The following is a 22,646-nucleotide window of genomic DNA, read 5'->3' as shown; positions in this document are numbered from 1 at the left end:
TTCTAATTCGGTATAAAGCGGTTCATCCATAGCCGGCAAAAATAAAAAATAATCTTTTTTTACTCCAAAGTTTTTAATCAAAAAAAACATCAATTTTTATAATCTTCAAAAGCCTCCAAAATTGTCTCATTATCTGTGGTTTGATTGTACAAACAATGACCTATTCTATTGATTAAACTAAATTGAATGATTCCAAATTCATTTTTCTTATCATGAACCAATAATCCAATGATGGCATCAATATCCTTTTTGTCGAAAGAAATGGGTTCAAATATATCTTGAATTTGATTTTTTACTTCTAAATATTCTTCTGAGGTAAGCGATTTATTTTTAAATGCCAAATAACTCTCTAATATCATCCCACAAGCAATGGCTTCGCCATGGAGCAAACGTTCTTTTTCAGGGTTTTCTAAAAAATACGTTTCAATAGCGTGTCCTAATGTATGACCGAAATTCAATGTTTTTCGAATATTATTTTCTTTAGGGTCTTTAGCTACAATTTCTGCTTTTATAGCAACCGATTCTTGAATTAAGAAACCAAAATCTTCAAATTGTAAAGCAGAAAGATTTTTAAATCGATTCCAATGCTCTTTATTCGCAATTAATCCGTGTTTAAGCATTTCAGCCAATCCAGAACGCATTTCTCGTTGCGATAAACTTTCTAAGTAATAGGTATCAATCAAAACCATTTCAGGTTGTGTAATCGTTCCAATTTGGTTTTTTAGACCTCCTAAATCCACTCCATTTTTTCCTCCTACGGAAGCATCAACCATAGCTAATAAAGTGGTAGGGATATTAATAAATGGAATTCCTCTTTTAAAAGTAGAAGCAATAAAACCACCCATGTCCGTTATTACGCCACCACCTATATTAATTATCAAACTTTTTCGGTCGGCACCTAACTCGGTCAAAGCTTCCCATACTCCAGCGCAGGTCTCAATGGTTTTGTGTTCTTCGCCCGCTTCTAATTCGATGATTTCAAACGGAATTTCCGTTTCTAATTGTGGTAAAAAATGGGGTAAACAATATTCGTTAGTATTTTCATCTACAATAATAAATATTTTAGAAATAGCATTTTCTGCTAAATATTGATTTAAAATTTGATATTCACTGTTAATGAAATACACCGCTGAATTTGCAATCATTTTTTATAAATTAAGATTTTTATGCAAAAATAAAGTAAAAATGATTTAAATATAATACTACAGGATTTTATATTTGCATAACATTTTGAAATTATGGAAAAAATATTCGACAATACACAAAACGCTTTTATCTTAAAAAGCGATACCGAATTAGATAGAGCTCACTTTTTATTCAAACTAATCGACTCACAACCACTAGTACGCATAGGGACAGCGGTTACCAATTTTGCTTTGAAAGCGAATTTACCTGTAGAAAGTTTAATCCGCGCAACGGTTTTTGACCATTTTTGCGGGGGTGTTTCAGAAGATGATTGTATTCCTGTAGTGGATAAAATGTACACTAAAGGTGTTTCTTCGGTTTTAGATTACTCGGTTGAAGGAAAAGAAGAGGAATCTGCTTTTGATGATGCCATGAATAAAACCTTGAAAATCATCAAATTTGCTAAAGAAAAAAAGGCTATTCCTTTTGCTGTTTTTAAACCCACAGGTTTTGGACGTTTTGAATTGTATCAAAAACTAGGTGAAGGTAAAACTTTAGAAGCTGATGAGCAAGAAGAATGGAATCGTGTAATTGCTCGTTTTGATGCTGTTTGTAAATCAGCTCATGAAAATGACATTGCTTTACTGATTGATGGAGAAGAAAGTTGGATGCAAGATGCTGCCGATAATTTAGTGGCAGATATGATGCGCAAATACAATAAAGAAAAAGCGATTGTATACAATACGTTACAAATGTATCGTTGGGACCGATTAGATTATTTGAAAAAATTACATGCACAGGCAGAAGCAGAAGGTTTCCATATTGGAATGAAGCTGGTTCGTGGCGCTTATATGGAAAAAGAAAACAAACGCGCAGAAGAATTAGGTTATAAATCGCCCATTTGTGTTTCTAAACAAGCAACAGACTATAATTTTGACGATGCGGTAGCCTATATGATGGAGCATATTGAAAAAATGGCCATTTTTGCGGGTACGCATAATGAAGATAGCTCGTATAAATTGATGGAACTCATGTCGCATAAAGGAATTGCTAAAAATGATTTCCGTGTTTGGTTTGGACAATTATATGGAATGAGCGATAATATCAGTTACAACTTGGCCGCTCATGGGTATAATGTCGCTAAATATTTACCTTTTGGTCCTGTCAAAGATGTGATGCCCTACTTGATTCGTCGTGCCGAAGAAAACACCTCCGTAGCTGGACAAACCAGTAGAGAGCTAACCTTGATTAAAAAAGAACGTAACCGCAGAAAAGGAAGAGCATAACAAAACCAACAGCTAAAATGGATTCATAAAATTTATTTTAGCTGTTTTTAATCTATACCTATTAGGAATAGTAGTTTCATAATATCAAATGTTTCAAATTTCGCTACATGAACTTAACCATATTGGGTTGCTATGCAGCCACTCCTAGAACTTTTACCAACCCAACTTCGCAAGTATTAGAAATTAGTGACCGCTTGTTTTTAATTGATTGTGGCGAAGGAACCCAATTGCAATTGCGCAAAAATAGAATTCGATTTACAGCCATTAACCAAATTTTTATATCTCATTTGCATGGCGACCATTTTTATGGATTGATTGGATTAATTTCAACGTTTTCTTTATTGAACCGACACAATTCGTTGACTATTTATGGTCCAGTTGGAATTAAAGAGGTTATTAAATTGCAATTGAAATTAGCCAATTCGTGGCCACAATACGAGCTGAAATTTGTAGAATTGAAATCCAAAAAATCGGAAGTTATTTTTGAAGATAAAAGAGTAATCGTTAAGACCATTCCTTTAAAACACCGTGTGTACACAAACGGGTTTCTTTTTGTAGAAAAGCCTAAAGAACGTAAGCTTAATGTAGATAAAGTACAGGAATATGAAATTGAAACTTGTTATTTTCAAAATATAAAAAACGGGAGAGATATTACTCTAGAAGATGGTCGTGTAATCCCTAATGCCGAATTGAGCTTTGACCCACCCGCACCCAGAAGTTATGCCTTTTGCTCTGACACGGTTTATACCGAAAGTATAATCCCTATTATAAAAGATGTAGAAGTGTTGTACCACGAAACCACATTTTTGAATTCGGAAGAACATCTAGCAGAAAAAACCATGCATACAACTGCTAAACAAGCGGCTATGATTGCTAAAAAAGCCAATGTAAAACAATTAGTGCTAGGGCATTATTCTACCCGATACGAATCGATTAAAGCTTTTAAGAAAGAAGCTGAAGAAATTTTTGACAATGTACTTTTAGGTGATGATGGGGTTGTTTTTAATTTTAAATAAAAAAGTGATTAAAAGGGAGTATCTTTATACTAAAAATCATGAAAAAAGTTGTAATTACTGGAGCAAATAGGGGAATAGGTTTGGCTTTGGTTAATGAATTTTTGCATGCTAACTTTTATGTTATTGCAACTACTCGTAACCATCCAACTTTGTTGATTGAACATCCTAATTTGGAATGGATTTCTTTAGAAATAACTTCAGAAGATTCTATAGAACATGCTATTAAAGTCATTAAGACCCACCATCAAAATATTGATTTGCTTATTAACAATGCGGGTGTAGGGGTGGATTTAGACCAAGACATTCCACAAATAGATACCATTCGAAACACTTTTGAGGTAAATGTTTTTGGGCTTATTAATTTTACTGAACGTATTATTGGTAGTATAATAGCAGGTGGAACAATTTTTAATATATCCTCCGTGATGGGGATGCTTAATCGTGCGGAAATTTTACCCAATGCGACAGCCTATCGCATGTCAAAGGCGGCGCTAAATATGTACACCAAAACCCTAGCTGCTCGTTTAGAACCCAATCATATACGAGTTGTAGCTATACACCCAGGTTGGGTACAAACGGATATGGGCGGAGAAGAGGCTGATATTACACCAGAGACTTCAGCTGCTGGTATTTACAAATTATACACACAATCTATTGAATCAAATTCTTTTTGGGCTGCAGAAACCCAAACAAAACTTAACTGGTAACATGGAAGATTTAAGCAATTATAGAAAATCCTACGAAAAAAGCGAATTATTAGAAAATACTATCCCTGAAGACCCGATTAATTTATTCCATCGTTGGTTTCACGAAGTAGAAGATTTTGGTGGTGTTGAAGAAGTAAATGCCATGACGGTATCCACGATTGGATTAGATGGTTTTCCAAAATCGAGAGTAGTACTTTTAAAAAAATACAACGAAGAAGGTTTTGTTTTTTACACCAATTATAATTCCGAAAAAGGAAAAGCAATCACCAATAATCCACATGTTTGTCTTTCCTTCTTTTGGCATAGCATGGAACGTCAAGTGATTATAAAGGGAGTGGCGAAAAAGGTGTCTGAAGGTGTTTCTGACGGTTATTTTAATTCGCGTCCAGCAGGCAGTCGTTTAGGAGCGATTGTTTCTAATCAAAGTGAGGTTATCCCTTCCAGAACTTATTTGGACGATAAGTTGAAAGAATTAGAGCAGTTTTATGAAGGAAAAGAGATAGAACGACCACCACATTGGGGTGGCTTTTTGATAGAGCCCAAAGAAGTTGAGTTCTGGCAAGGTCGTGCCAACCGCTTACACGACCGTATTCGTTATAAATTAGCATCTAATTACGAGTGGAAAATTGAAAGACTAGCACCTTAAAGTTTAAGTAATTTCTTACAAAACATAAAAATAAATACATTTCATCGGTTTTATTTGTATTTTAATCGACAAAACCCCTATATTTGTATAAGAAATAAGAAAACAATTTGTTTTTAGTACGAAAGTTTCTGAAAATAAATTCATGATAGTTTAGTTTTTTAGTTTGTTTATTTGATTGAGAAGTGCCTCTTATCCCCAAAAAAGAGGTGCTTTCTTATTTTATATAGTTCTCATTTCTGAAATTAAAATAAGCAAATTAATTAGTGACAATTTAATAAGAATACTCTAGAGTTAAAATCATAAAAAAACAAAAGTACATTCTAATTGTACTTTTGTTTTGTCTAGTTAAGTTATTATTATAGTCCAGCTAACATCTCACCATTAGGCGAAACTATTATATGTTTTGTTTTTTCACCATTTTTAATTTTAAGATTATATTGTTTCTTTTCCACATTTCCATCGGATTGTGTATAGAGAAATTTATCTTTTATAATGGTCCAATCAGGATATGATTTATAAACAGAGTAAATGACAGGTCGAGGTAATTGTACATTTTCATATTTTTCTACAACTCGAGTTAATTTACCTTTTTCATTATAGGTAGCTACTAAAGTAGCGTCTTTGGCATCAAACATAACCAAATATTCTTCTTCTCCATTTACACTACCTAAATCGTAACCTATAAATTTTTCTTGCATTTGTAATACTCGGTTGTCTGGATTTCTATCGGGTAAATAAACGGAGAAATCTTCTCCAGCTTTTTTAATAACTACTGCTGGCAACTCGTCAGCTTTTAATTCTTGATTTTTTTTCTCTTGTGCATTAATGTTTAGTGCTGCACCAAACATTAAAATAAAGAATACTCTTTTCATAATTTAAAATTTAGGTTAAACAAAATCTTGTTCAATTTGTAATTGAAAATTTGATCTGAGTAAAAAGTGTTTTTGGATTGATGATTGTAGGTTAAAGTTAATTTATAAAAACAAAAACTTCTGTTAACTAAACGTTTAACAGAAGTTAAAAAATAAATTATATTTTAACATTTAATTACTTATACTATTTTATATATCCTATGAATAGGGATAACTACCCCTTTTTTTAAAATAATCTCTACATCGGTAACCCCCCAAATCGTAGTATCTACTATTTTTTTAGAGGCATCATCTTCAAAAAATATTTTTATTTTAGTATGTTCTAAATTACCTAGTGCTTGTGCTCTTTCTAATTCAACTTTTCTTTGTATTCTAAGATCTAATTCGTCAATAACATCATTAGCAGGGAAATGTAAGGTGTCTATTTGTTCTTTTTCAATTAATTCAAAATTTGCTTCCATATTACTATATATTTTGTAGATTTGAGATAAACTAAATTTAATAAAAAAAAATAAATAAACATAATTAAAAATGGAATCCTTTTCTTTTTTACCTTTTCAGAATTTAGAATCGACACGTCTTTTATTGCGGCAAATGAATTATAGCGATGTTGATGGTGTATTTGCATTGCGCGGTAATCCTGAAAATATGAAATATATACCTAGACCGCTATTAAAAAGCAGAGTAGAAGCAATGGAATTGATTGATACCATTAATCAAAAAATTGAAAAAAACGAAGGGATTAATTGGGCTATTATTGAAAAAAGTAGTGGTGTTTTTATAGGTTTCTTGGGGCATTATCGCATTCAATGGGCGCATTCAAGATCAGAGATAGGCTATATGTTTTTGCCGGAAGCTCAAGGTAAAGGGTATGCAACTGAAGCTGTTGAACTGATCGTGAAATATGGATTTGAACAAATGAAAATGCATTCTTTAGAAGCGGTAATTGATCCAGCTAATACGGGATCGGCAAGAGTTTTAGAGAAAAATCATTTTGTTAAAGAAGCTCACATTCGAGAAAATGAGTTTTTCGAGGGTAAATACTGGGATTCTGTAATTTATTCGCTCTTAAAAAAAGATTTATAATTGATTAATTGACTGTTTTGAAATGATCCTATTTTGAAGTTTGTTTTAAAATAGTTTTTTATTTTACGCCCTCTATACTAATTTTAAAAATCAATTCGAATCGAAAAGAAGTCAATGATTATTTTCCTTGCTTTTCAATACAATTTTTCACTTCTTGCATTTCCCAAACTTCAGGGAACAATTCTTCTAAAATACTACGGTTTTCAAAGTTATGTTTAAGCGCTTGGCTTAAATGGTAAGCTCCTTTTTTGATATTATTGAGGGTAAAATACAAGCCAGCCAAACGGTACTCTATTTCATAATTATCGGCATAAGTCACTATAGCATGTACTAAGGTTTCTATGGACGCTTCATATTCGCCAATGAAAAGTTGTGTATCGGCCCAAAATAAAATGGTATCCAATTCGGCATCACCTAATTCCACAGCTTTACGATAGCCGTATTCGGCTTCTTCAAATTGTTCTAATTCTTTATTTATAGTCGCATAACGTTTCCAATATTGTATGTTTTCACCATCTATAGCAATGGCTTTGTTGATGAAATACAGCGCTTTTTGATAGTTTTTCTGACGTACATAATAATCGGTAATTGCTACCCAACCTTTATCTAATAGCGGGTCTTCGTGCACTGTTTTATTGAAATATTTGAGTGCTTCAACTTCATTTCCTAATTTTTCATAGCATTTTCCTATTCGTAATAAGGCATAAGAAGTGGGATCCTCCAAACGGATAGTTTCCTCATAATTCCAAATGGCTTCTTCATAGCGTCCAAGGTGTTCTAACGATTTGGCTTTTTCCATGAATGCCCCCATAAATTGGTCGTCTATAACGGTAGCATAATCGAAAGCACGATAAGCCTCTTCATAGTGTTTTATAGTAAAATTTAAACGCCCTAGTTGATGCCAACCAATTTCGCTATACGGATTTACATCGATGTATTGATTTAAGAATTCGATGGCTTCTTCATATTGTTCTAAAAATTCAAAACAATAAATTACATTATACAAGCCCGATTGTTCTTCAGGGTCTTCTTTTAAACATTTGATGAAATGACTTTTGGCCATTTCTAAATCATCCATAAACAAGTATTCCATTCCCAAAAGGTTGTGCACATCGGCATAATCTTCGGTGTATTTAAGTGCCGTTTTTAAATATTCAACGGCTTGTTTGTGGTCGTCTCTTTTGGAACTGATGTTGGCTTTTTGAATAAAAATTTCTTCGTTGGTAGGTTCAATGGCATACAAATCGTTAAGCATTTTTTCTGCTTGTTCTAATTTGTCTTCAAAGATGAGCATTTCTACTTGTACCAAACGTAATCCAGTAGATTTTGGATGTTGTTCTAAAGCTAATTTTAAGGCTTTTTTAGCCAAACTAGGTTTGCCAATATCCATATAATGGAGTATGATATCCTCAAACTCTTCAGAATCGAAAAACAAAACCTTATTGGTTTTTAGCATCGATTCAAATTTTGATAAGGATAAGTTATAATCTTCTTCATCGTGACTCAAATGCATACTCGTTCTATTTATAATATCCTTACTAAAATTAGTAAAGCTTGGGTTTGTAATTGGTTTTTGGTAAAATTGTTGTGAACAATTTAATTAACAACTTTTCCTTGTTTATAAGTTTATGGTTTGTAGTTTATAGTTGCACCACAAACCATAAACTTGTAACTATAAACCGTTGCTTATTTCGTTCATCGCCTCAATAATAATGCCACAACCTTCTTCAATTTCCTCATTGTTAAGAGTTAGAGGAGGAGTGATGCGAATAGCGTTTCCTTCAAATAATAACCAGAATAAAATCAGTCCTTTTTCCTGACATTTAAAAATAACTTGGTTCGTTATTTCAGGACTTTCTGTCATTATGGCAAGCATCAATCCTTCACCGCGCACCTCTTTAATAAGCGGATGTACTAACAATTTACGAAATAATTGTTCTTTTTCCAAGCATTGAGGCATTAAATCAGTTTCTACTAATTCTTTTAAGGTTGCTAAACTTGCCGATGCAATTACTGGGTGTCCACCAAAAGTGGTTATATGTCCTAGTTTAGGATTATGACTTAACAAGTCCATGTGTTTTTCATTAGCGGTAAAAGCGCCCACAGGCATGCCACCGCCCATACCTTTACCCATCACTACAATATCAGGAACAATATCGTAGTTCATAAATCCAAATAGTTTTCCTGTACGTCCAAACCCAGGTTGAATTTCGTCTAAAATTAGCATAGCACCCACTTCATCACAACGTTGGCGTACCTTCTTTAAAAAGTCATTTTGCGGTTGAATAAAACCAGCCCCTCCTTGAATAGTTTCTAAAATGATTCCTGCGGTTTTGGTTGTTATTTTTTCTAAATCGGCTTCGTTATTGAAGGTAATAAAATCAACATCTGGAATTAATGGGCGAAAAGCTTGTTTGCGTTCCTCAAACCCCATCACACTCATCGAGCCCATGGTATTGCCATGATACGCATTGAAACACGAAATCAGTTGGCTACGTCCCGTAACACGACGTGCTAGTTTTAAAGCGCCTTCGGTAGCTTCGGTGCCAGAATTTACCAAATAAGTTTTGTTGAGTTGCGCTGGCATATGCTCGGCTAAAAGCTTGCAGAATTCCACCGCAGGGTCTTGGGCATACTCGCCATAAACCATTACGTGCGCATAACGGTCCATTTGTTCTATTATGGCTTGTTTTACGCGAGGATGTTGGTGCCCTAAAGTACAGGCTGAAACCCCTGCCACAAAGTCTAAATATTTCTTTCCGTTAGTGTCGTATATATAAGAGCCTATAGCGTGTGAAACTTCCATTCCTAGTGGGTGAGGGGAAGTTTGCGCTTGATATTTGTAAAAGTCTTTAAGCATATTTTTTAATCTATGATTTTCAAGGTGTCTTTTAACTCATTAAATGCAGGAATTAAGAGAGAATCTTTTAATATATAACTTTCTTCAAAATCCTTTTTTGAGTCAAATTCATCCTTTAAAAGTGTTATTTTATTTTGATGTATGGAATATTTTCCAAATGTAAAACAGCTGTTTTCAATTGAATTCACCCTTTTTTCAAAAACAGAATCTCGGTAAAATGTCAACTTCATTCTATTGTAATCATTAGTTGATTCAGCTGAAAGAAAAATATCTTTCTGATTATCTTCTTTGAAAAATAGTTGAAAACCATTATAGCTAACAATACTAATTAAAAAGATAGGAGTGAACCAGTTAAAGGGAGCTAATTTTTTATAACATTTAAAAAGATCCGTTATTATTAAAATTATTCCAAAACTGATAAAAGCAAAAAGTAATAAGAGTTGTAAAAGTCCTTGAGCCATTCCATCGCAATAATCGCTAAAGTGAATATATCTTGACAGGGTAAAAATCCCTAAAGCAACAAAAATAATTTGTTTAAAATGAATCTGTTTCATCTAGATTATATTTGCTTATTCTGACCACTGCGACTGTTTACCAGGACTGACCACTGATTACTGTGACTGATTACTGTGACTGACTACTGACCACTGATTACTGACCACTATTTCTTTTTCCCACTCGTTTTCTTCTTCGGTTTATCATATTCCAAGGTTTCTTTACTTGGTGCTAAGGGCGTATTCGGTTCTTGGTTTTTCTTTTTGACTTCCGCTTTTGCTTTCGTATCTAATTCCAATTCTTCTTTCGGGAAAATATCCTCCAGTTTTAAGATTTGTTCGTCTTCGCGCCAAACAAAACCACGGAGTTTACGTGCGTTTTCAGGCAATTCATCTTCTGGGTAAATTTCACCGTCAGGTTTTGTAAAGAACGTAACACTATCTATCGCGTTACCTTCGCCCATAAGCATGTTGATTTTGCTACTCACGTTTTTGTTGATGCCAATCAATTCCTGTTTGTCGTTACGCATGTAGTAAATCACCTCGGTATTTTTGATTAAGTCTACTTCTTTGAGTCGATTATCTTTGAATTTACCATATAAATTGACGCCTTTCACTTGATTAAAACCGTCACCTATAGTGTCTTTCGAAATAATAAAAGCATTGTTTAATACTTTCAATGAATCCACTTTTTTAGCCACAGTATCGGAGATGATATGCATTACATCGCCCGTTAATTGGCGTTTGCCATTCCAAAAAATAGGATTTCCTATCATTTGTGTCAACCCACGTTTTTCATTGAAATGAATGGAATCACATTTACCACTCATGTCTTTTTTAAAGAAACGAGCATTGTTATAACCTCTGATGATACGGTTTTTTGTTTTTCCCGTCACAATAATTCTTTTGGCATGAAACCAGACTGAATCTTTTTCGAATAAACCAGAAACCAATGCTTTTTTGGTAATAAACATCGAATCTTTTTTCTTATACACTTCGGCATAATGACCACGAATCACCGTTTTGTTGATGGTGTCAGTCACTTTTACGTTGTTTCTGGCGCGAGCAAAGTCGTTTTTACGGTCGTAGTACAAATCTTCTCCTTCAATGATTCGGTCTCGGTATTTTATTTTGGAACCCCGCTGGAGTTTGCCTTCATCTTTTTTGGTGTCGTAAAAACCATTAGTCGTATGTATGGTGTTATTGGCAGAGGCAATAGTGGAAGGTCCAAATACATAAGCATGACCAGAATTAGTATAATAATCCAAATGATTGGTGCGTATGGTATGTGTGGGATTGTTAACAGTTACCGCAGTTCTGAATTCGAATTTTTTCTCATTCAGCTTATAACGCGCGGATTTGCTTGTTAGGGTATTTTCTGCATCGCGAATGGTACCATACGTATTGTAATAAGCTTCTTGGGTATTTCGGTCAAAATTAATAGTGTCTGTGGTTACCGTCATTTTTGGGTCCTGCATGACTACGTTTCCAGTAGCAAATGCAAATTTGGTATTACCGTTATATTCGGCATATCGGCTTGACATGGTAAGGGTGTCTCCTTGAACAAGATTGACATTGCCAAAAGCTTTGACATAGTTCTGTTTAGGGAAATGGTAGGCCTTATTGCATGACATACGTACGCCTTGATGAATGATGCGTACATTACCAGTAAAAACAATAGCTCCAGGGATTTCAGCTTCTGATTTATCTAAGAAATCAGCCCCTTCAATGATGATTTGTTTTCCATTGTTTACAGTTACAGTTTCCATAGGGCTAGTAATTTGTGCCTGTAAAGTTTGAAATCCTAGAATCGTAATGAAAGTCAGTATTTTGAAAATTAATTTTCTCAAGGCTTTATTTTTTTGCCAAAATTAATTAAAATAAGAAAAAGGTAATTGGAATTAAGAAAGAATTATAAAAATAGTATTCTTAAAAGTAAGTTTTCTATAGTAGCGAGTTACTTATGATTTTTTAAATCTCATTGCTTTCATGGTCAAAATAGCCTTTCATTTTTACTTTAGTTGAAAAAAAGTTTAAGAATAAAACCACAAAAGATAGAAAAAACATAGATTGAATACTTACCAAAACTTTTCCAAATAGCGTTATTGGATGATAATCACCATATCCTATCGAATTAGATGTGATAATACTAAAATAAATAGGTTCAAACCAATGTGTGAAAGGTTTGTTCATCTGATTACCTATTGCATAAAGGGTTGCAAATGCGCATACTACTTCAGCGTAGTTAAAAAAAAGTAGCAACATAGACCTTTTATATGAACGTGGTCTAGCAATTAAATCAGAAGCAAAAATTAGTGTGGGAATATAAAAGAAAGTCTCTAAAAGTAAATAAACCATTAGTGCTATTAGAAAGATATTATTTTGCCACTGATTGATTAGGATACAAATAGGGAAAATCATTTTAGCGAGTACGTATAGATCCATGGTAATATCTTCATATTCATGCTCAATTTTATAGGCCAATTGTTTTAAATAGATACCAGGAAATAATAATTGGGATGATGAAAGTAGCAGACGAACAATTTTTTCGATTCCGTTATCATCTTGATGGTCGTTATTCCAAATGGAGTAAATATTTAAAATACGTTTTTGTATAGGACCATGCTTAGGACGATCTTTTTTGTAATGTTTGCCGAGAATTAATTTTTTTGTAAACGATTTTAGTGACATATAATAAATACTTCGTTATTACCTTCAATATTTGAGTATTTTTGGACTAAGTTGAAGTTTTTTGTAAGGATATTTTCAAAGTTTTGATTCCTTATTTTTTCAGGATTTAAAGATACGATGGTATTGAATAAAATAAAACCATTTTGGGTTAAAATTGTTTTTAACTGTTGTATGAAAGTTTGCGTGAACAGAAATTCAGGCATCAGATTGTCTTCAAAAATATCTACAATTATCAAATCATATTGGGTTTTACAACTAAGGAGATAATCCTGTGCATCTTTGTGTATAATGTTTACTTTGGGTAGTTTCTGTAAATGGAAAAATTGATTGGCAATAGAAATCATTTTTTCATCAATTTCTATTCCTGTGGTATTGCCTTGAAAACTAAATTCATTTTGCAATAAAGAAATGACACTACCACCAGCCACACCTAGTACTAAAGCGCTTTTCATTTCTGAAATTTTTGATGCACTAATTTTTTTAAGTCCAAATCGCATAACACGTTCTAAACTTCCAAAAGAAAAATTAGTGTTTTTTGAATCTAATACTAATTTACCGTTATTCCAGTTGACTTCTATGGATTTGTTTGTAATTGAGGGAGCTTCAAATTCTTTTAGGGGATATAAATAACTAATTATCTTTTTTAAAATGGTCATAAAGTGTCGTATAAAGGACTTTAAGTCAATGAAAAAGTGTAAATCAATAGAAATTAAAGTATTTTTGCAATATACTTAAATCTACTGTAATGAAACAAAGACTTTATAAATTCATTTTTTTTAAATTGATGGGATGGAAGATTGTTGGAGAATATGAAGAAAATATGATTCATTTGAAGAAGGCTGTTTATCCTGTGGTACCGCATACGAGTTGGCATGATTTCTATATTGGGCTATGTACTCGTGGTGCTTTAGGGATTGATATAAATTTTGTAGCAAAAAAAGAATTATTTGTTTTTCCATTTGGTTATTACTTTAAATGGGTAGGAGGAGAGCCTTTAAATCGTTTTAAAAATGAAAATAAAGTGGATGCTATAGCTAAAATATTTGCAAAGAAGGATACTTTTAGATTGTCTATTTCCCCAGAAGGGACACGTAAAAAAGTAACGGAATGGCGTACTGGGTTTTATTATATTGCTCAAAAGGCTAATGTGCCTATTGTTGCGGTGGGTTTTGATTGGAAAAATAAACAGGTAATCGTGTTTCCAAAATTAATTCCTTCAGGTAACAAAGAAGCTGATTTTGAAGTATTGGAAAATTATTTTGATGGAATAGTGGGTAAGGTGCCCGAATTTAGTTATACTAAGCAATAAAATATAAAACAAAAGAGGCTGTCATCATGACAGCCTCTTTTGTTTTATTAACTCGCTAAATTAATTTTTAGCTTTTAATTCGTTGTATTTCGCAGTCATGTCTAATGCGTTATACATATTTAATAGTGTTTTTTTAACGTCAGTATCTTTTAATAATTCGTATGCTTTTTCAAGATGAGGAATAGCAGATTTGTATAATTCAGCTTGTTTGGCTTTAAGTGCGTTGAATTTTTTTAAATCAGCAGGAGTATTGCCAAGTTTATTCATGCTTTCTACTAATTCTTTCTCACCATCTAATTTTAAAACCGCAAGATTTAAATAGGCATTTTTGTATTTAGGGTCAATTTGAATTGCTTTCAAATAATACCCTTCAGCATCAATTTTGGTTTGCTTATCACTAGATTGACCAGAAATAACCCCTAAATTATAATATAAATCAGCATTATTAGGATCTTTAGCTAAAACTTCACTAACTAATTTTTTGTACATTTCATAATCCTTGGTTTGTAGATATAAATCCGCTTCAGACAAAATCAAAGAAGTATCCTCTGGGTTCGAAATACGAGCTTCAGACACAGCTTTCTTAGCTGCAGCAACATCTCCTTTTTGAATTAAAATCAAAGAGATATTTTTTGCAATTTCCCCTCTTTTTGATGGTACTTTTTCTATTCTAGGAGTGTCATGAGTTCCAATTTGTATGGCGAAATCTCTACCTTTTAGATCGCTTCCAAAATTTTCTTCTTGACCTGTAGATTTGTTTTTTGCTAGGTATAAAGTAGCCTTCCCTGAATATTTTAAATCTTTCAGTTTTTTGTAATACTCTAAGGCAGAATCATAATCTTGACCATTGATAGCAGTTCCCGCTGCATAATACAACATAGTAGTATCTTTTTTGTCTAAATTATATACTTGATATAATTTTTGAGCACTTTCTTTGAAACGCTTTTCGTTGCTGTCAGCAATGGCATCATTAGTTAATAGGTTTTTTACTTCTTTTAAAGAAGTTTCTGCCTGTGAACTATATTTTGCTTTACCTGAATGTGTTTCAATTTCTTTTAATTCAGAATATGCTTTAGCAGCTGCTATAAGGTTTTTTCCTTCTTCTGTTTTCTTTTTAGCTAATTCTAAGTTTGCGTTACCTAATACAAAATAGTATTGCGCTTTTAAAGCATCTTCTAAATTAACCACTTTAAATTCCATAGCTTCTAAAGAAGCTTTTGCTTCAGCTGGATTTCCTGCTTTAATCGCTTTTTCAGCTGCTTTTATTTCGTCTTTTTGAGCAAAAGTAGCAACTGATAGTAATAAAGATGTCGCTATTGCTAAATTTTTAATTTTCATTTTCTTTACTTTAAATTATTCTTGGTTTTCAGATTCTGTAGATGATGTATCAATATCTGTTCCATCTTCGTTTAAACCTTCAAAATTTTCATCCATTTCTTCGTCTTCTTCACGCATTACTTTACATACTGCCGCGATTGAATCTTTCCCTTTGATGTTAATTAGACGAACACCTTGTGTAGCACGACCCATAACTCGTAGATCAGAAACACGCATTCTGATGGTTAAACCAGACTTGTTGATAATCATCAAATCGTCTTCATCCGTAACGTTGTTAATAGCGATTAATGAACCTGTTTTTTCCGTAATATTAAGAGTTTTAACCCCTTTACCACCACGGTTCGTAATACGATACACATCTTCGCCATCATCATCTACTAACTTAGTACGTTTTCCGTAACCATTTTCAGTAACTACTAAAATTTGAGAATCATTTACATGTTCTTTATCAATGGCAATCATACCGATTACTTCGTCTTGTTCATCCGCTAAAGTTACTCCACGAACTCCAGAAGCAGTTCTACCCATTGGGCGCGTTTTTTCTTCTTCAAAACGAACAATCTTACCACCTTTTGTTGCTACTAAAACTTGGCTGTTGCCAGTTGTTAATTTTGCTTCTAATAATTCATCGCCATCTTTAATTGTAATCGCGGCAACCCCATTAGCACGTGGTTTAGAATAAGACGCTAAAGCAGTTTTCTTAACTTGACCTTCTTTAGTCACCATAATCAAATAATGATTATTGATGTATTCTTCGTTTTTCAAGTCATCCGTACAGATGAATGCTTTTACTTTATCGTCTTGCTCGATGTTAATCAAGTTTTGAATTGCACGACCTTTAGCGGTTTTGCTTCCTTCAGGAATTTCATACACACGCATCCAAAAACATTTTCCTTTTTGGGTAAAGAATAACATATATTGGTGTGTGGTTGCTACGAACATGTGTTCTAAGAAATCTTGATCACGAGTACCAGCTGATTTCTGACCTACACCACCTCTGTTTTGTGTTTTGTATTCTGATAAAGGTGTACGTTTGATATAACCTGCGTGAGAAATCGTAATTACTACTTGCTCATCGGCAATTAAATCTTCGATGCTCATATCGCCACCTGAATATTCGATGGTAGAACGACGTGCATCACCGTATTTTTCTCTTACTTCAAGAAGTTCTTCTTTAATTAAGTTCATACGAAGTTCTTTACTTGCTAATAACGCTTTTAATTCAGCTATTAACTTCATGATTTCTTCGTACTCTGCTCTTAATTTATCTTGCTCCAGTCCCGTTAACTGACGTAAACGCATTTCAACAATGGCACGTGCTTGTAACTCTGACAAGTTGAAACGTTCGATTAATTTTGCTCTTGCTTCTTCACCATCTTTAGAAGAACGGATTAATGCAATTACTTCGTCAATATTATCTGAGGCAATGATTAAACCTTCTAAAATGTGTGCGCGTTCTTCTGCTTTACGCAATTCGTATTGAGCACGACGTGTCACTACATCATGACGGTGCTCCACAAAATAATGAATCAATTCTTTTAGATTCAATAATTGCGGACGACCATTTACTAATGCAATATTGTTAACACTGAATGACGATTGTAGCTGTGTATACTTATATAAGGTATTCATTACCACATTAGGAACCGCATCGCGTTTTAAGATATATACGATACGCATACCATTTCTATCCGATTCATCACGGATAGTAGAAATGCCTTCGATTTTCTTTTCGTTTACCATGTCAGCCGTTTTCTTAATCATTTCGGCTTTATTCACTTGGTAAGGAATTTCGGTTACAATAATTGCTTCACGACCATCTACTTCTTCAAAACCAACACGAGCGCGCATAACCACACGGCCACGACCTGTTTTGTAAGCTTCGCGAACACCGTCCATACCATAAATCACACCGCCCGTTGGGAAATCTGGTGCTTTGATATAATTGGCTAATTCGTCAATTTCAATATCGTTATTATCTATATACGCTAAAGTACCGTCTACAACTTCAGATAAATTGTGAGGTGCCATATTAGTAGCCATACCTACAGCAATACCTGAAGCACCATTTACCAATAAGTTAGGCACTTTTGTTGGCATTACCTTAGGTTCTTCTAAAGTGTCGTCAAAGTTTAATTGAAAATCAACGGTTTCTTTTTCAATATCCGCTAACATTTCCTCTGAGAACTTTTTCATACGTGCCTCAGTATAACGCATCGCTGCAGGGCTATCGCCATCCACAGAACCAAAGTTACCTTGACCATCAACCATCAAATAACGCAAACTCCATTCCTGCGCCATACGTACCATGGCATCATATACAGAGGAGTCACCATGCGGGTGATACTTACCAAGTACTTCCCCCACAATCCTTGCTGATTTTTTATGTGGTCTATTTGAAAAAACTCCTAATTCATGCATCCCGAATAACACACGACGGTGTACCGGTTTTAATCCATCTCTAACATCCGGTAAGGCACGAGAAACAATTACTGACATCGAATAATCGATGTAAGCTGATTTCATTTCGTCCTCAATGTTAATAGGAATTAACTTTTCTCCCTCAGACATAAGTATTTATCTTAATTAATCAAATTTTATTATAAACGCGCTAATATACGGATTTCTGAATTGATAGCTATACCGTACCTCTAGCATTTTCATTTATTTATTAACAACTCACCTTAGTGATTTCGTTAATAAATACCTTTTTTTAAAATTGTTCTTTTGAAAATATTTTTGTCATTTAGCCTGACAACACAAGGTATTTGGAATGTTTTTTGCATTTCGAATCTTAAATTATTATATTTACAATTACTAATATTAGCCATATGGATGATAATTTTTCACCAAGAGTTAGAGATGTAATTACCTTCAGTAAAGAAGAAGCATTGCGTTTGGGTCACGATTTCATTGGGACTGAGCATCTTATGCTTGGGATTTTGAGAGACGGTAATGGCTCGGCCATTCACATACTTAACAACTTGTCGCTGGATTTAGAACATTTACGCCGTAAAGTAGAAATTTTAAGTCCTGCCAATCCGAATCCGATTTCAGGAAATGAGAAGAAAAACTTGCACTTAACACGTCAAGCAGAACGTGCCTTGAAAACCACTTTTTTAGAAGCAAAAGTTTTTCAAAGTGCAACTATCAACACGGCGCATTTATTATTGTGCATTTTACGCAATGAAAATGACCCGACTACCAAATTGTTACATAAACTAAAATTAGATTACGATACCGCCAAAGAACAATATTTAACTATGATGCCAAACGAAGAAGACTATCAAGACAACTTTCCTAAAAACGAATCTTCCTATGGAGGAGACGATTCAGGACAAGATGACAGCTTTGGACAAGGGAATCTTTCCAATCCTGCCAGTAGTAAGACCAACAAGAAGTCAAAAACACCAGTTTTAGACAATTTCGGACGTGATTTGACCGAAATGGCTGAAGAAGGAAAACTTGACCCTGTGGTAGGTCGCGAAAAAGAAATTGAGCGCGTGTCTCAAATTTTAAGTAGACGAAAAAAGAACAATCCATTGCTAATAGGAGAACCTGGTGTGGGTAAATCAGCTATTGCCGAAGGGTTAGCTTTACGCATCATTCAGAAGAAAGTTTCTAGAATTCTTTATAACAAAAGAGTAGTTACTTTAGATTTAGCATCTTTAGTGGCAGGAACCAAATACCGCGGACAGTTTGAGGAACGTATGAAAGCGGTGATGAATGAGTTAGAGAAAAACGACGACATCATCCTTTTTATAGATGAAATCCATACGATTGTAGGGGCTGGAGGAGCTACAGGTTCGTTAGATGCTTCTAATATGTTTAAACCCGCTTTAGCTAGAGGTGAAATACAATGTATTGGTGCTACTACTTTAGATGAATACCGCCAATATATTGAAAAAGATGGGGCGCTAGAACGACGTTTCCAAAAAGTAATTGTAGACCCAACGTCTATTGAAGAAACCATTACAATTTTAAATAATATTAAAGGAAAATACGAAGACCATCATAGTGTTGTGTACTCACCTGAAGCCGTTGAAGCTTGTGTGAAATTAACGGAACGTTATATGAGTGACCGTTTCCTTCCAGACAAAGCTATTGATGCGTTAGATGAAGCGGGTTCTCGAGTACATATAACAAACATAAACGTACCAAAACAAATTTTGGATTTGGAGCGTCAATTAGATGAAGTTCGTGAACTGAAAAACACCGTGGTGAAACGTCAGAAATACGAAGAAGCTGCTAAGCTACGTGACGACGAAAAGCGCATTGAAAAAGAATTAGCCATTGCCCAAGAACAATGGGAAGAAGATTCTAAAAACAACCGCATTCAAGTAACGGAAGATAATGTAGCTGATGTAGTGTCAATGATGACGGGTATACCTGTGAATCGTATTGCGCAAACAGAAAGTAACAAACTGGCTCATTTACCTGAATTTCTTGAGAAAAAAGTTATTGGTCAAAAAGATGCGGTTCAAAAAATTGCTCGTGCAATCCAAAGAAATCGCGCGGGATTAAAAGACCCGAACAAACCTATTGGTTCTTTCATTTTCCTTGGTTCAACTGGGGTTGGAAAAACGCAATTAGCAAAAGTTTTAGCGAAAGAATTGTTTGATTCTGAGGAAGCTTTGGTACGTATTGACATGAGTGAATATATGGAGAAATTTGCTATTTCACGTCTAGTAGGAGCACCTCCAGGTTATGTAGGGTATGAAGAAGGTGGTCAGTTGACTGAAAAAGTGCGTCGCAAACCCTATTGTGTGGTGTTGTTAGATGAAATTGAAAAAGCGCATCCCGATGTGTTCAACATGATGTTACAAGTTTTAGACGATGGTTATTTAACCGATAGTTTAGGACGAAAAATCGATTTTAGAAACACCATCATCATCATGACTTCTAACGTAGGAGCACGTCAGTTAAAAGATTTTGGACAAGGTGTAGGATTCGGTACTTCGGCTAAACAAGCACAAGCAGATGAACATGCAAAAGGAGTTATAGAAAGTGCTTTAAAGAAAACATTTGCACCAGAATTCTTAAATCGTATTGACGATGTGATTGTTTTCAATGCTTTAGAAAAAGAAGATATTGATAAAATCATTGATATTGAATTGCAAAAATTATATGCTCGTATAAAAGAATTAGGCTACAACCTAGAACTGAGTGACGAAGCGAAAGCTTTTATAGCAGAAAAAGGTTTTGATAAGCAATTTGGTGCGCGTCCATTAAAAAGAGCCATTCAAAAATATGTGGAAGATGCCCTTGCAGAAGAAATCATCACTTCCAAGATACATGAAGGCGATGTGATTCTGATGGACTTGAATACCGACTTACAGGAACTGACTGTAAAAGTTAAGAAATCTCAAGAGCCTACTAATTAGTAGGCTTTTTTTTTCAAAAAAATAAATGTACATTCGACTAAAGAAATAATAAGAAAGCAACTCATATATGTCGTTTCAAAAGGCTATTATAGGAAGTGAAGAGTGGTGCTCATTTCCTGATTTAGATATCCCATTTACAAAAGCCCGTGTCGATTCTGGGGCAAAAACATCAGCAATTCATGCTACAAATATTATCCCTTTTTCAAGAAATGGTGAAGATTGGGTTAAATTTGATGTAAATCCTTTGCAAAACAATGTAAAGATAGTGCGTCATTGCGAAGCAAAATTGATTGATAAACGCATTGTAAAAAGTTCCAGTGGCTATCGTGAACAACGCTATGTCATTAAAACCGAATTAAAAATAGGTGACGACCGTTTTTCCATCGAAATGACCCTAGCAAACCGCGACTCCATGGGGTTCCGTATGCTTTTAGGGCGTGAAGCTATGGTGGGTAAAATGCTAGTGGATCCCGAAGAAAAATACCTTTTAGGACAACCTTCTTTTGATGAAATCAAAGATTGCTACCATGTTAGCAAAGAATCTGCTTCTAAATTGCGCATAGCCGTTTTAGCCAGTAATCCTAATTTATATAGCAATAGACGCATTATGGAAGCGGGAGAAGCTCGTGGACATGAAATGGAATTTTTAAACATTAAAGAATGTTACATCAAATTAGATGCTACAACTCCTGAAATCCATTATCGTGGGGGGCGCGTTTTAGATAATTTTGATGCTGTAATTCCTAGAATTCGTCCTAGTATTACCTATTATGGTTGTACGCTAATTCGTCAGTTTGAAGCTATGAAAGTATTTACTTTAAACTCGGCTGCGGCAATCACCCAGTCTAGAGACAAGTTGTTTTCATTGCAATTATTACTACAAAGCGGAGTAGATATTCCTACAACAGGTTTTGCAAACTCCCCTTTAGACACTGACGATGTGATAAAAATGGTAGGTGGTTCCCCGCTTATCATCAAACTTTTAGAAGGCACTCAAGGAAAAGGAGTGGTTTTAGCAGAAACAAAAAAAGCAGCAGAATCTGTTATTAATGCTTTCAAAAGTTTAAATGCCAATATTTTAGTACAAGAATTCATTAAAGAGGCTAACGGCAAGGATTTACGTCTTTTTGTAGTAGACGGTAAGGTCGTAGCCGCGATGCAACGAGAGGCTGCTCCTGGTGAATTTAGAGCGAATATTCACATGGGCGGCACAGCAAGTGTTATAAAAGTCACCGCCGAAGAAAAGAGAATTGCCATCAAAGCGGCAAAAGCAATGGATTTGAAAGTAGCAGGTGTTGATATTATTCGTTCTAGTAAAGGACCACTTTTATTAGAAGTAAATTCTTCTCCAGGCTTAGAAGGTATAGAAGGAGCTACCCATAAGGATATTGCTGGTGAAATGATTAAAGCTATTGAGAAAAATTTTAAAATTTAAGATAAGGCATCATATTTGTTGTGTGGTTAAAAAACTAAATAAATGAAATCAAACGTAACAGTTGTAGATCAACAAGTAAAACAGGCAACTACCTTTAAACTTTTTTTGAGTATCTTTTTCGATTTAATAGGGTTGCTTTCATACGTTTTTCCTGGATTTGCGGAAGCCATTGATTTTATTTGGGCTCCCATTTCAGGGATAATTTTGAGCCGTATGTATAAGGGAAATATTGGTAAAATTGCTGGTAGTATCGAATTTTTAGAAGAAATTTTGCCTTTCGTTGATATTATTCCCACATTTACCTTGACTTGGCTTTACGTAAATCATTTGGAAAAGAAACGTGGTTTATAATAACTAATCTGTATTTTTGAAATTCAATTTCTCGATTCATAACTAA

Annotated in this window: 20 protein-coding genes; 9 read left to right on the top strand and 11 right to left on the bottom strand. The window is 34.2% G+C overall.

Annotation, left to right across the window (positions count from 1 at the left end):
- Positions 1–89: 89 nt before the first annotated feature.
- Complete coding sequence (gene aroB, locus ACQY29_RS12345; RefSeq protein WP_428225487.1) at positions 90–1,145, bottom strand: 3-dehydroquinate synthase; 1,056 nt, start codon at positions 1,143–1,145, stop codon at positions 90–92.
- A gap of 93 nt (positions 1,146–1,238) precedes the next feature.
- Here aroB and ACQY29_RS12340 point away from each other — a divergent pair, with 93 nt between their 5' ends.
- From ACQY29_RS12340 to pdxH, 4 genes are all read left to right on the top strand, one after another.
- Complete coding sequence (locus ACQY29_RS12340; RefSeq protein WP_428225486.1) at positions 1,239–2,411, top strand: proline dehydrogenase family protein; 1,173 nt, start codon at positions 1,239–1,241, stop codon at positions 2,409–2,411.
- 107 nt (positions 2,412–2,518) lie between these two features.
- Positions 2,519–3,427: a ribonuclease Z gene (locus ACQY29_RS12335; protein ID WP_428225485.1), complete on the top strand. Its 909-nt coding sequence runs from the start codon at positions 2,519–2,521 to the stop codon at positions 3,425–3,427.
- A 38-nt stretch (positions 3,428–3,465) separates the two neighbouring features.
- Positions 3,466–4,134: an SDR family NAD(P)-dependent oxidoreductase gene (locus tag ACQY29_RS12330; RefSeq protein WP_428225484.1), complete on the top strand. Its 669-nt coding sequence runs from the start codon at positions 3,466–3,468 to the stop codon at positions 4,132–4,134.
- Position 4,135: 1 nt separating this feature from the next.
- Positions 4,136–4,780 (top strand): pyridoxamine 5'-phosphate oxidase, encoded by a 645-nt coding sequence (gene pdxH / locus ACQY29_RS12325; RefSeq protein WP_428225483.1) that lies wholly within the window; start codon positions 4,136–4,138, stop codon positions 4,778–4,780.
- A gap of 356 nt (positions 4,781–5,136) precedes the next feature.
- On the opposite strand, the gene ACQY29_RS12320 is transcribed toward pdxH, so the two are convergent.
- Positions 5,137–5,652, bottom strand: coding sequence for a hypothetical protein (locus ACQY29_RS12320; RefSeq protein ID WP_428225482.1), 516 nt, complete (start codon positions 5,650–5,652; stop codon positions 5,137–5,139).
- Between the two features lie 179 nt (positions 5,653–5,831).
- A complete protein-coding gene (locus tag ACQY29_RS12315; RefSeq protein WP_428225481.1) occupies positions 5,832–6,113 on the bottom strand; it encodes a hypothetical protein in 282 nt (93 codons plus the stop codon).
- A gap of 70 nt (positions 6,114–6,183) precedes the next feature.
- Here ACQY29_RS12315 and ACQY29_RS12310 point away from each other — a divergent pair, with 70 nt between their 5' ends.
- Positions 6,184–6,738 carry a GNAT family N-acetyltransferase gene (locus tag ACQY29_RS12310; RefSeq protein WP_428225480.1) on the top strand — a complete coding sequence of 185 codons (555 nt, stop codon included), beginning with the start codon at positions 6,184–6,186 and terminating at the stop codon, positions 6,736–6,738.
- 118 nt (positions 6,739–6,856) lie between these two features.
- On the opposite strand, the gene ACQY29_RS12305 is transcribed toward ACQY29_RS12310, so the two are convergent.
- From ACQY29_RS12305 to ACQY29_RS12280, 6 genes are all read right to left on the bottom strand, one after another.
- A complete protein-coding gene (locus tag ACQY29_RS12305; RefSeq protein ID WP_428225479.1) occupies positions 6,857–8,251 on the bottom strand; it encodes a tetratricopeptide repeat protein in 1,395 nt (464 codons plus the stop codon).
- Positions 8,252–8,410: 159 nt separating this feature from the next.
- Positions 8,411–9,598 carry an aspartate aminotransferase family protein gene (locus ACQY29_RS12300; RefSeq protein WP_428225478.1) on the bottom strand — a complete coding sequence of 396 codons (1,188 nt, stop codon included), beginning with the start codon at positions 9,596–9,598 and terminating at the stop codon, positions 8,411–8,413.
- 5 nt (positions 9,599–9,603) lie between these two features.
- Positions 9,604–10,152, bottom strand: coding sequence for a hypothetical protein (locus ACQY29_RS12295; RefSeq protein WP_428225477.1), 549 nt, complete (start codon positions 10,150–10,152; stop codon positions 9,604–9,606).
- A 107-nt stretch (positions 10,153–10,259) separates the two neighbouring features.
- Positions 10,260–11,942, bottom strand: a complete 1,683-nt coding sequence (locus ACQY29_RS12290) for an OstA-like protein (RefSeq protein ID WP_428225476.1) — start codon at positions 11,940–11,942, stop codon at positions 10,260–10,262.
- Positions 11,943–12,063: 121 nt separating this feature from the next.
- A complete protein-coding gene (locus ACQY29_RS12285) occupies positions 12,064–12,783 on the bottom strand; it encodes a potassium channel family protein (protein ID WP_428225475.1) in 720 nt (239 codons plus the stop codon).
- On the bottom strand, positions 12,774–13,439 hold the full coding sequence (locus ACQY29_RS12280; protein ID WP_428225474.1) for a spermidine synthase: 666 nt from the start codon (positions 13,437–13,439) through the stop codon (positions 12,774–12,776). The genes ACQY29_RS12285 and ACQY29_RS12280 overlap by 10 nt, the downstream gene beginning before the upstream one ends.
- An 89-nt stretch (positions 13,440–13,528) precedes the next feature.
- Here ACQY29_RS12280 and ACQY29_RS12275 point away from each other — a divergent pair, with 89 nt between their 5' ends.
- A complete protein-coding gene (locus ACQY29_RS12275) occupies positions 13,529–14,092 on the top strand; it encodes a 1-acyl-sn-glycerol-3-phosphate acyltransferase (protein WP_428225473.1) in 564 nt (187 codons plus the stop codon).
- Positions 14,093–14,152: 60 nt separating this feature from the next.
- Here the strand turns inward: ACQY29_RS12275 and ACQY29_RS12270 are convergent, their stop codons facing one another.
- Positions 14,153–15,430 carry a tetratricopeptide repeat protein gene (locus ACQY29_RS12270; protein WP_428225472.1) on the bottom strand — a complete coding sequence of 426 codons (1,278 nt, stop codon included), beginning with the start codon at positions 15,428–15,430 and terminating at the stop codon, positions 14,153–14,155.
- Between the two features lie 15 nt (positions 15,431–15,445).
- Complete coding sequence (gene gyrA, locus ACQY29_RS12265) at positions 15,446–18,001, bottom strand: DNA gyrase subunit A (protein ID WP_428225471.1); 2,556 nt, start codon at positions 17,999–18,001, stop codon at positions 15,446–15,448.
- Positions 18,002–18,261: 260 nt separating this feature from the next.
- On the opposite strand from gyrA, the gene ACQY29_RS12260 reads away from it, so the two are divergent.
- From ACQY29_RS12260 to ACQY29_RS12250, 3 genes are all read left to right on the top strand, one after another.
- Positions 18,262–20,814 carry an ATP-dependent Clp protease ATP-binding subunit gene (locus tag ACQY29_RS12260; RefSeq protein ID WP_428225470.1) on the top strand — a complete coding sequence of 851 codons (2,553 nt, stop codon included), beginning with the start codon at positions 18,262–18,264 and terminating at the stop codon, positions 20,812–20,814.
- 67 nt (positions 20,815–20,881) lie between these two features.
- Positions 20,882–22,249: a 30S ribosomal protein S6--L-glutamate ligase gene (rimK, locus tag ACQY29_RS12255; protein WP_428225469.1), complete on the top strand. Its 1,368-nt coding sequence runs from the start codon at positions 20,882–20,884 to the stop codon at positions 22,247–22,249.
- A gap of 42 nt (positions 22,250–22,291) precedes the next feature.
- Positions 22,292–22,600, top strand: coding sequence for a hypothetical protein (locus tag ACQY29_RS12250; RefSeq protein ID WP_428225468.1), 309 nt, complete (start codon positions 22,292–22,294; stop codon positions 22,598–22,600).
- Positions 22,601–22,646 lie beyond the last annotated feature (46 nt).

This window comes from Flavobacterium sp. (assembly GCF_965262375.1).
Taxonomy (GTDB): Bacteria; Bacteroidota; Bacteroidia; order Flavobacteriales; family Flavobacteriaceae; genus Flavobacterium.
Note: the sequence above shows the minus strand (reverse complement) of the source record. Positions and strands in the feature narration are given on the sequence as shown.

Bases quoted from the DNA above. Each gene is read 5' to 3' on its own strand.
- ACQY29_RS12335 (WP_428225485.1), top strand. From the start codon at position 2,519: ATGAACTTAACCATATTGGGTTGCTATGCAGCCACTCCTAGAACTTTT.
- ACQY29_RS12250 (WP_428225468.1), top strand. From the start codon at position 22,292: ATGAAATCAAACGTAACAGTTGTAGATCAACAAGTAAAACAGGCAACT.
- ACQY29_RS12275 (WP_428225473.1), top strand. From the start codon at position 13,529: ATGAAACAAAGACTTTATAAATTCATTTTTTTTAAATTGATGGGATGG.
- ACQY29_RS12260 (WP_428225470.1), top strand. From the start codon at position 18,262: ATGGATGATAATTTTTCACCAAGAGTTAGAGATGTAATTACCTTCAGT.
- rimK (WP_428225469.1), top strand. From the start codon at position 20,882: ATGTCGTTTCAAAAGGCTATTATAGGAAGTGAAGAGTGGTGCTCATTT.
- ACQY29_RS12315 (WP_428225481.1), bottom strand. From the start codon at position 6,113: ATGGAAGCAAATTTTGAATTAATTGAAAAAGAACAAATAGACACCTTA.
- pdxH (WP_428225483.1), top strand. From the start codon at position 4,136: ATGGAAGATTTAAGCAATTATAGAAAATCCTACGAAAAAAGCGAATTA.
- ACQY29_RS12280 (WP_428225474.1), bottom strand. From the start codon at position 13,439: ATGACCATTTTAAAAAAGATAATTAGTTATTTATATCCCCTAAAAGAA.
- ACQY29_RS12340 (WP_428225486.1), top strand. From the start codon at position 1,239: ATGGAAAAAATATTCGACAATACACAAAACGCTTTTATCTTAAAAAGC.
- aroB (WP_428225487.1), bottom strand. From the start codon at position 1,145: ATGATTGCAAATTCAGCGGTGTATTTCATTAACAGTGAATATCAAATT.
- ACQY29_RS12320 (WP_428225482.1), bottom strand. From the start codon at position 5,652: ATGAAAAGAGTATTCTTTATTTTAATGTTTGGTGCAGCACTAAACATT.
- ACQY29_RS12270 (WP_428225472.1), bottom strand. From the start codon at position 15,430: ATGAAAATTAAAAATTTAGCAATAGCGACATCTTTATTACTATCAGTT.
- ACQY29_RS12300 (WP_428225478.1), bottom strand. From the start codon at position 9,598: ATGCTTAAAGACTTTTACAAATATCAAGCGCAAACTTCCCCTCACCCA.
- ACQY29_RS12305 (WP_428225479.1), bottom strand. From the start codon at position 8,251: ATGCATTTGAGTCACGATGAAGAAGATTATAACTTATCCTTATCAAAA.
- ACQY29_RS12295 (WP_428225477.1), bottom strand. From the start codon at position 10,152: ATGAAACAGATTCATTTTAAACAAATTATTTTTGTTGCTTTAGGGATT.
- ACQY29_RS12310 (WP_428225480.1), top strand. From the start codon at position 6,184: ATGGAATCCTTTTCTTTTTTACCTTTTCAGAATTTAGAATCGACACGT.
- ACQY29_RS12285 (WP_428225475.1), bottom strand. From the start codon at position 12,783: ATGTCACTAAAATCGTTTACAAAAAAATTAATTCTCGGCAAACATTAC.
- gyrA (WP_428225471.1), bottom strand. From the start codon at position 18,001: ATGTCTGAGGGAGAAAAGTTAATTCCTATTAACATTGAGGACGAAATG.
- ACQY29_RS12330 (WP_428225484.1), top strand. From the start codon at position 3,466: ATGAAAAAAGTTGTAATTACTGGAGCAAATAGGGGAATAGGTTTGGCT.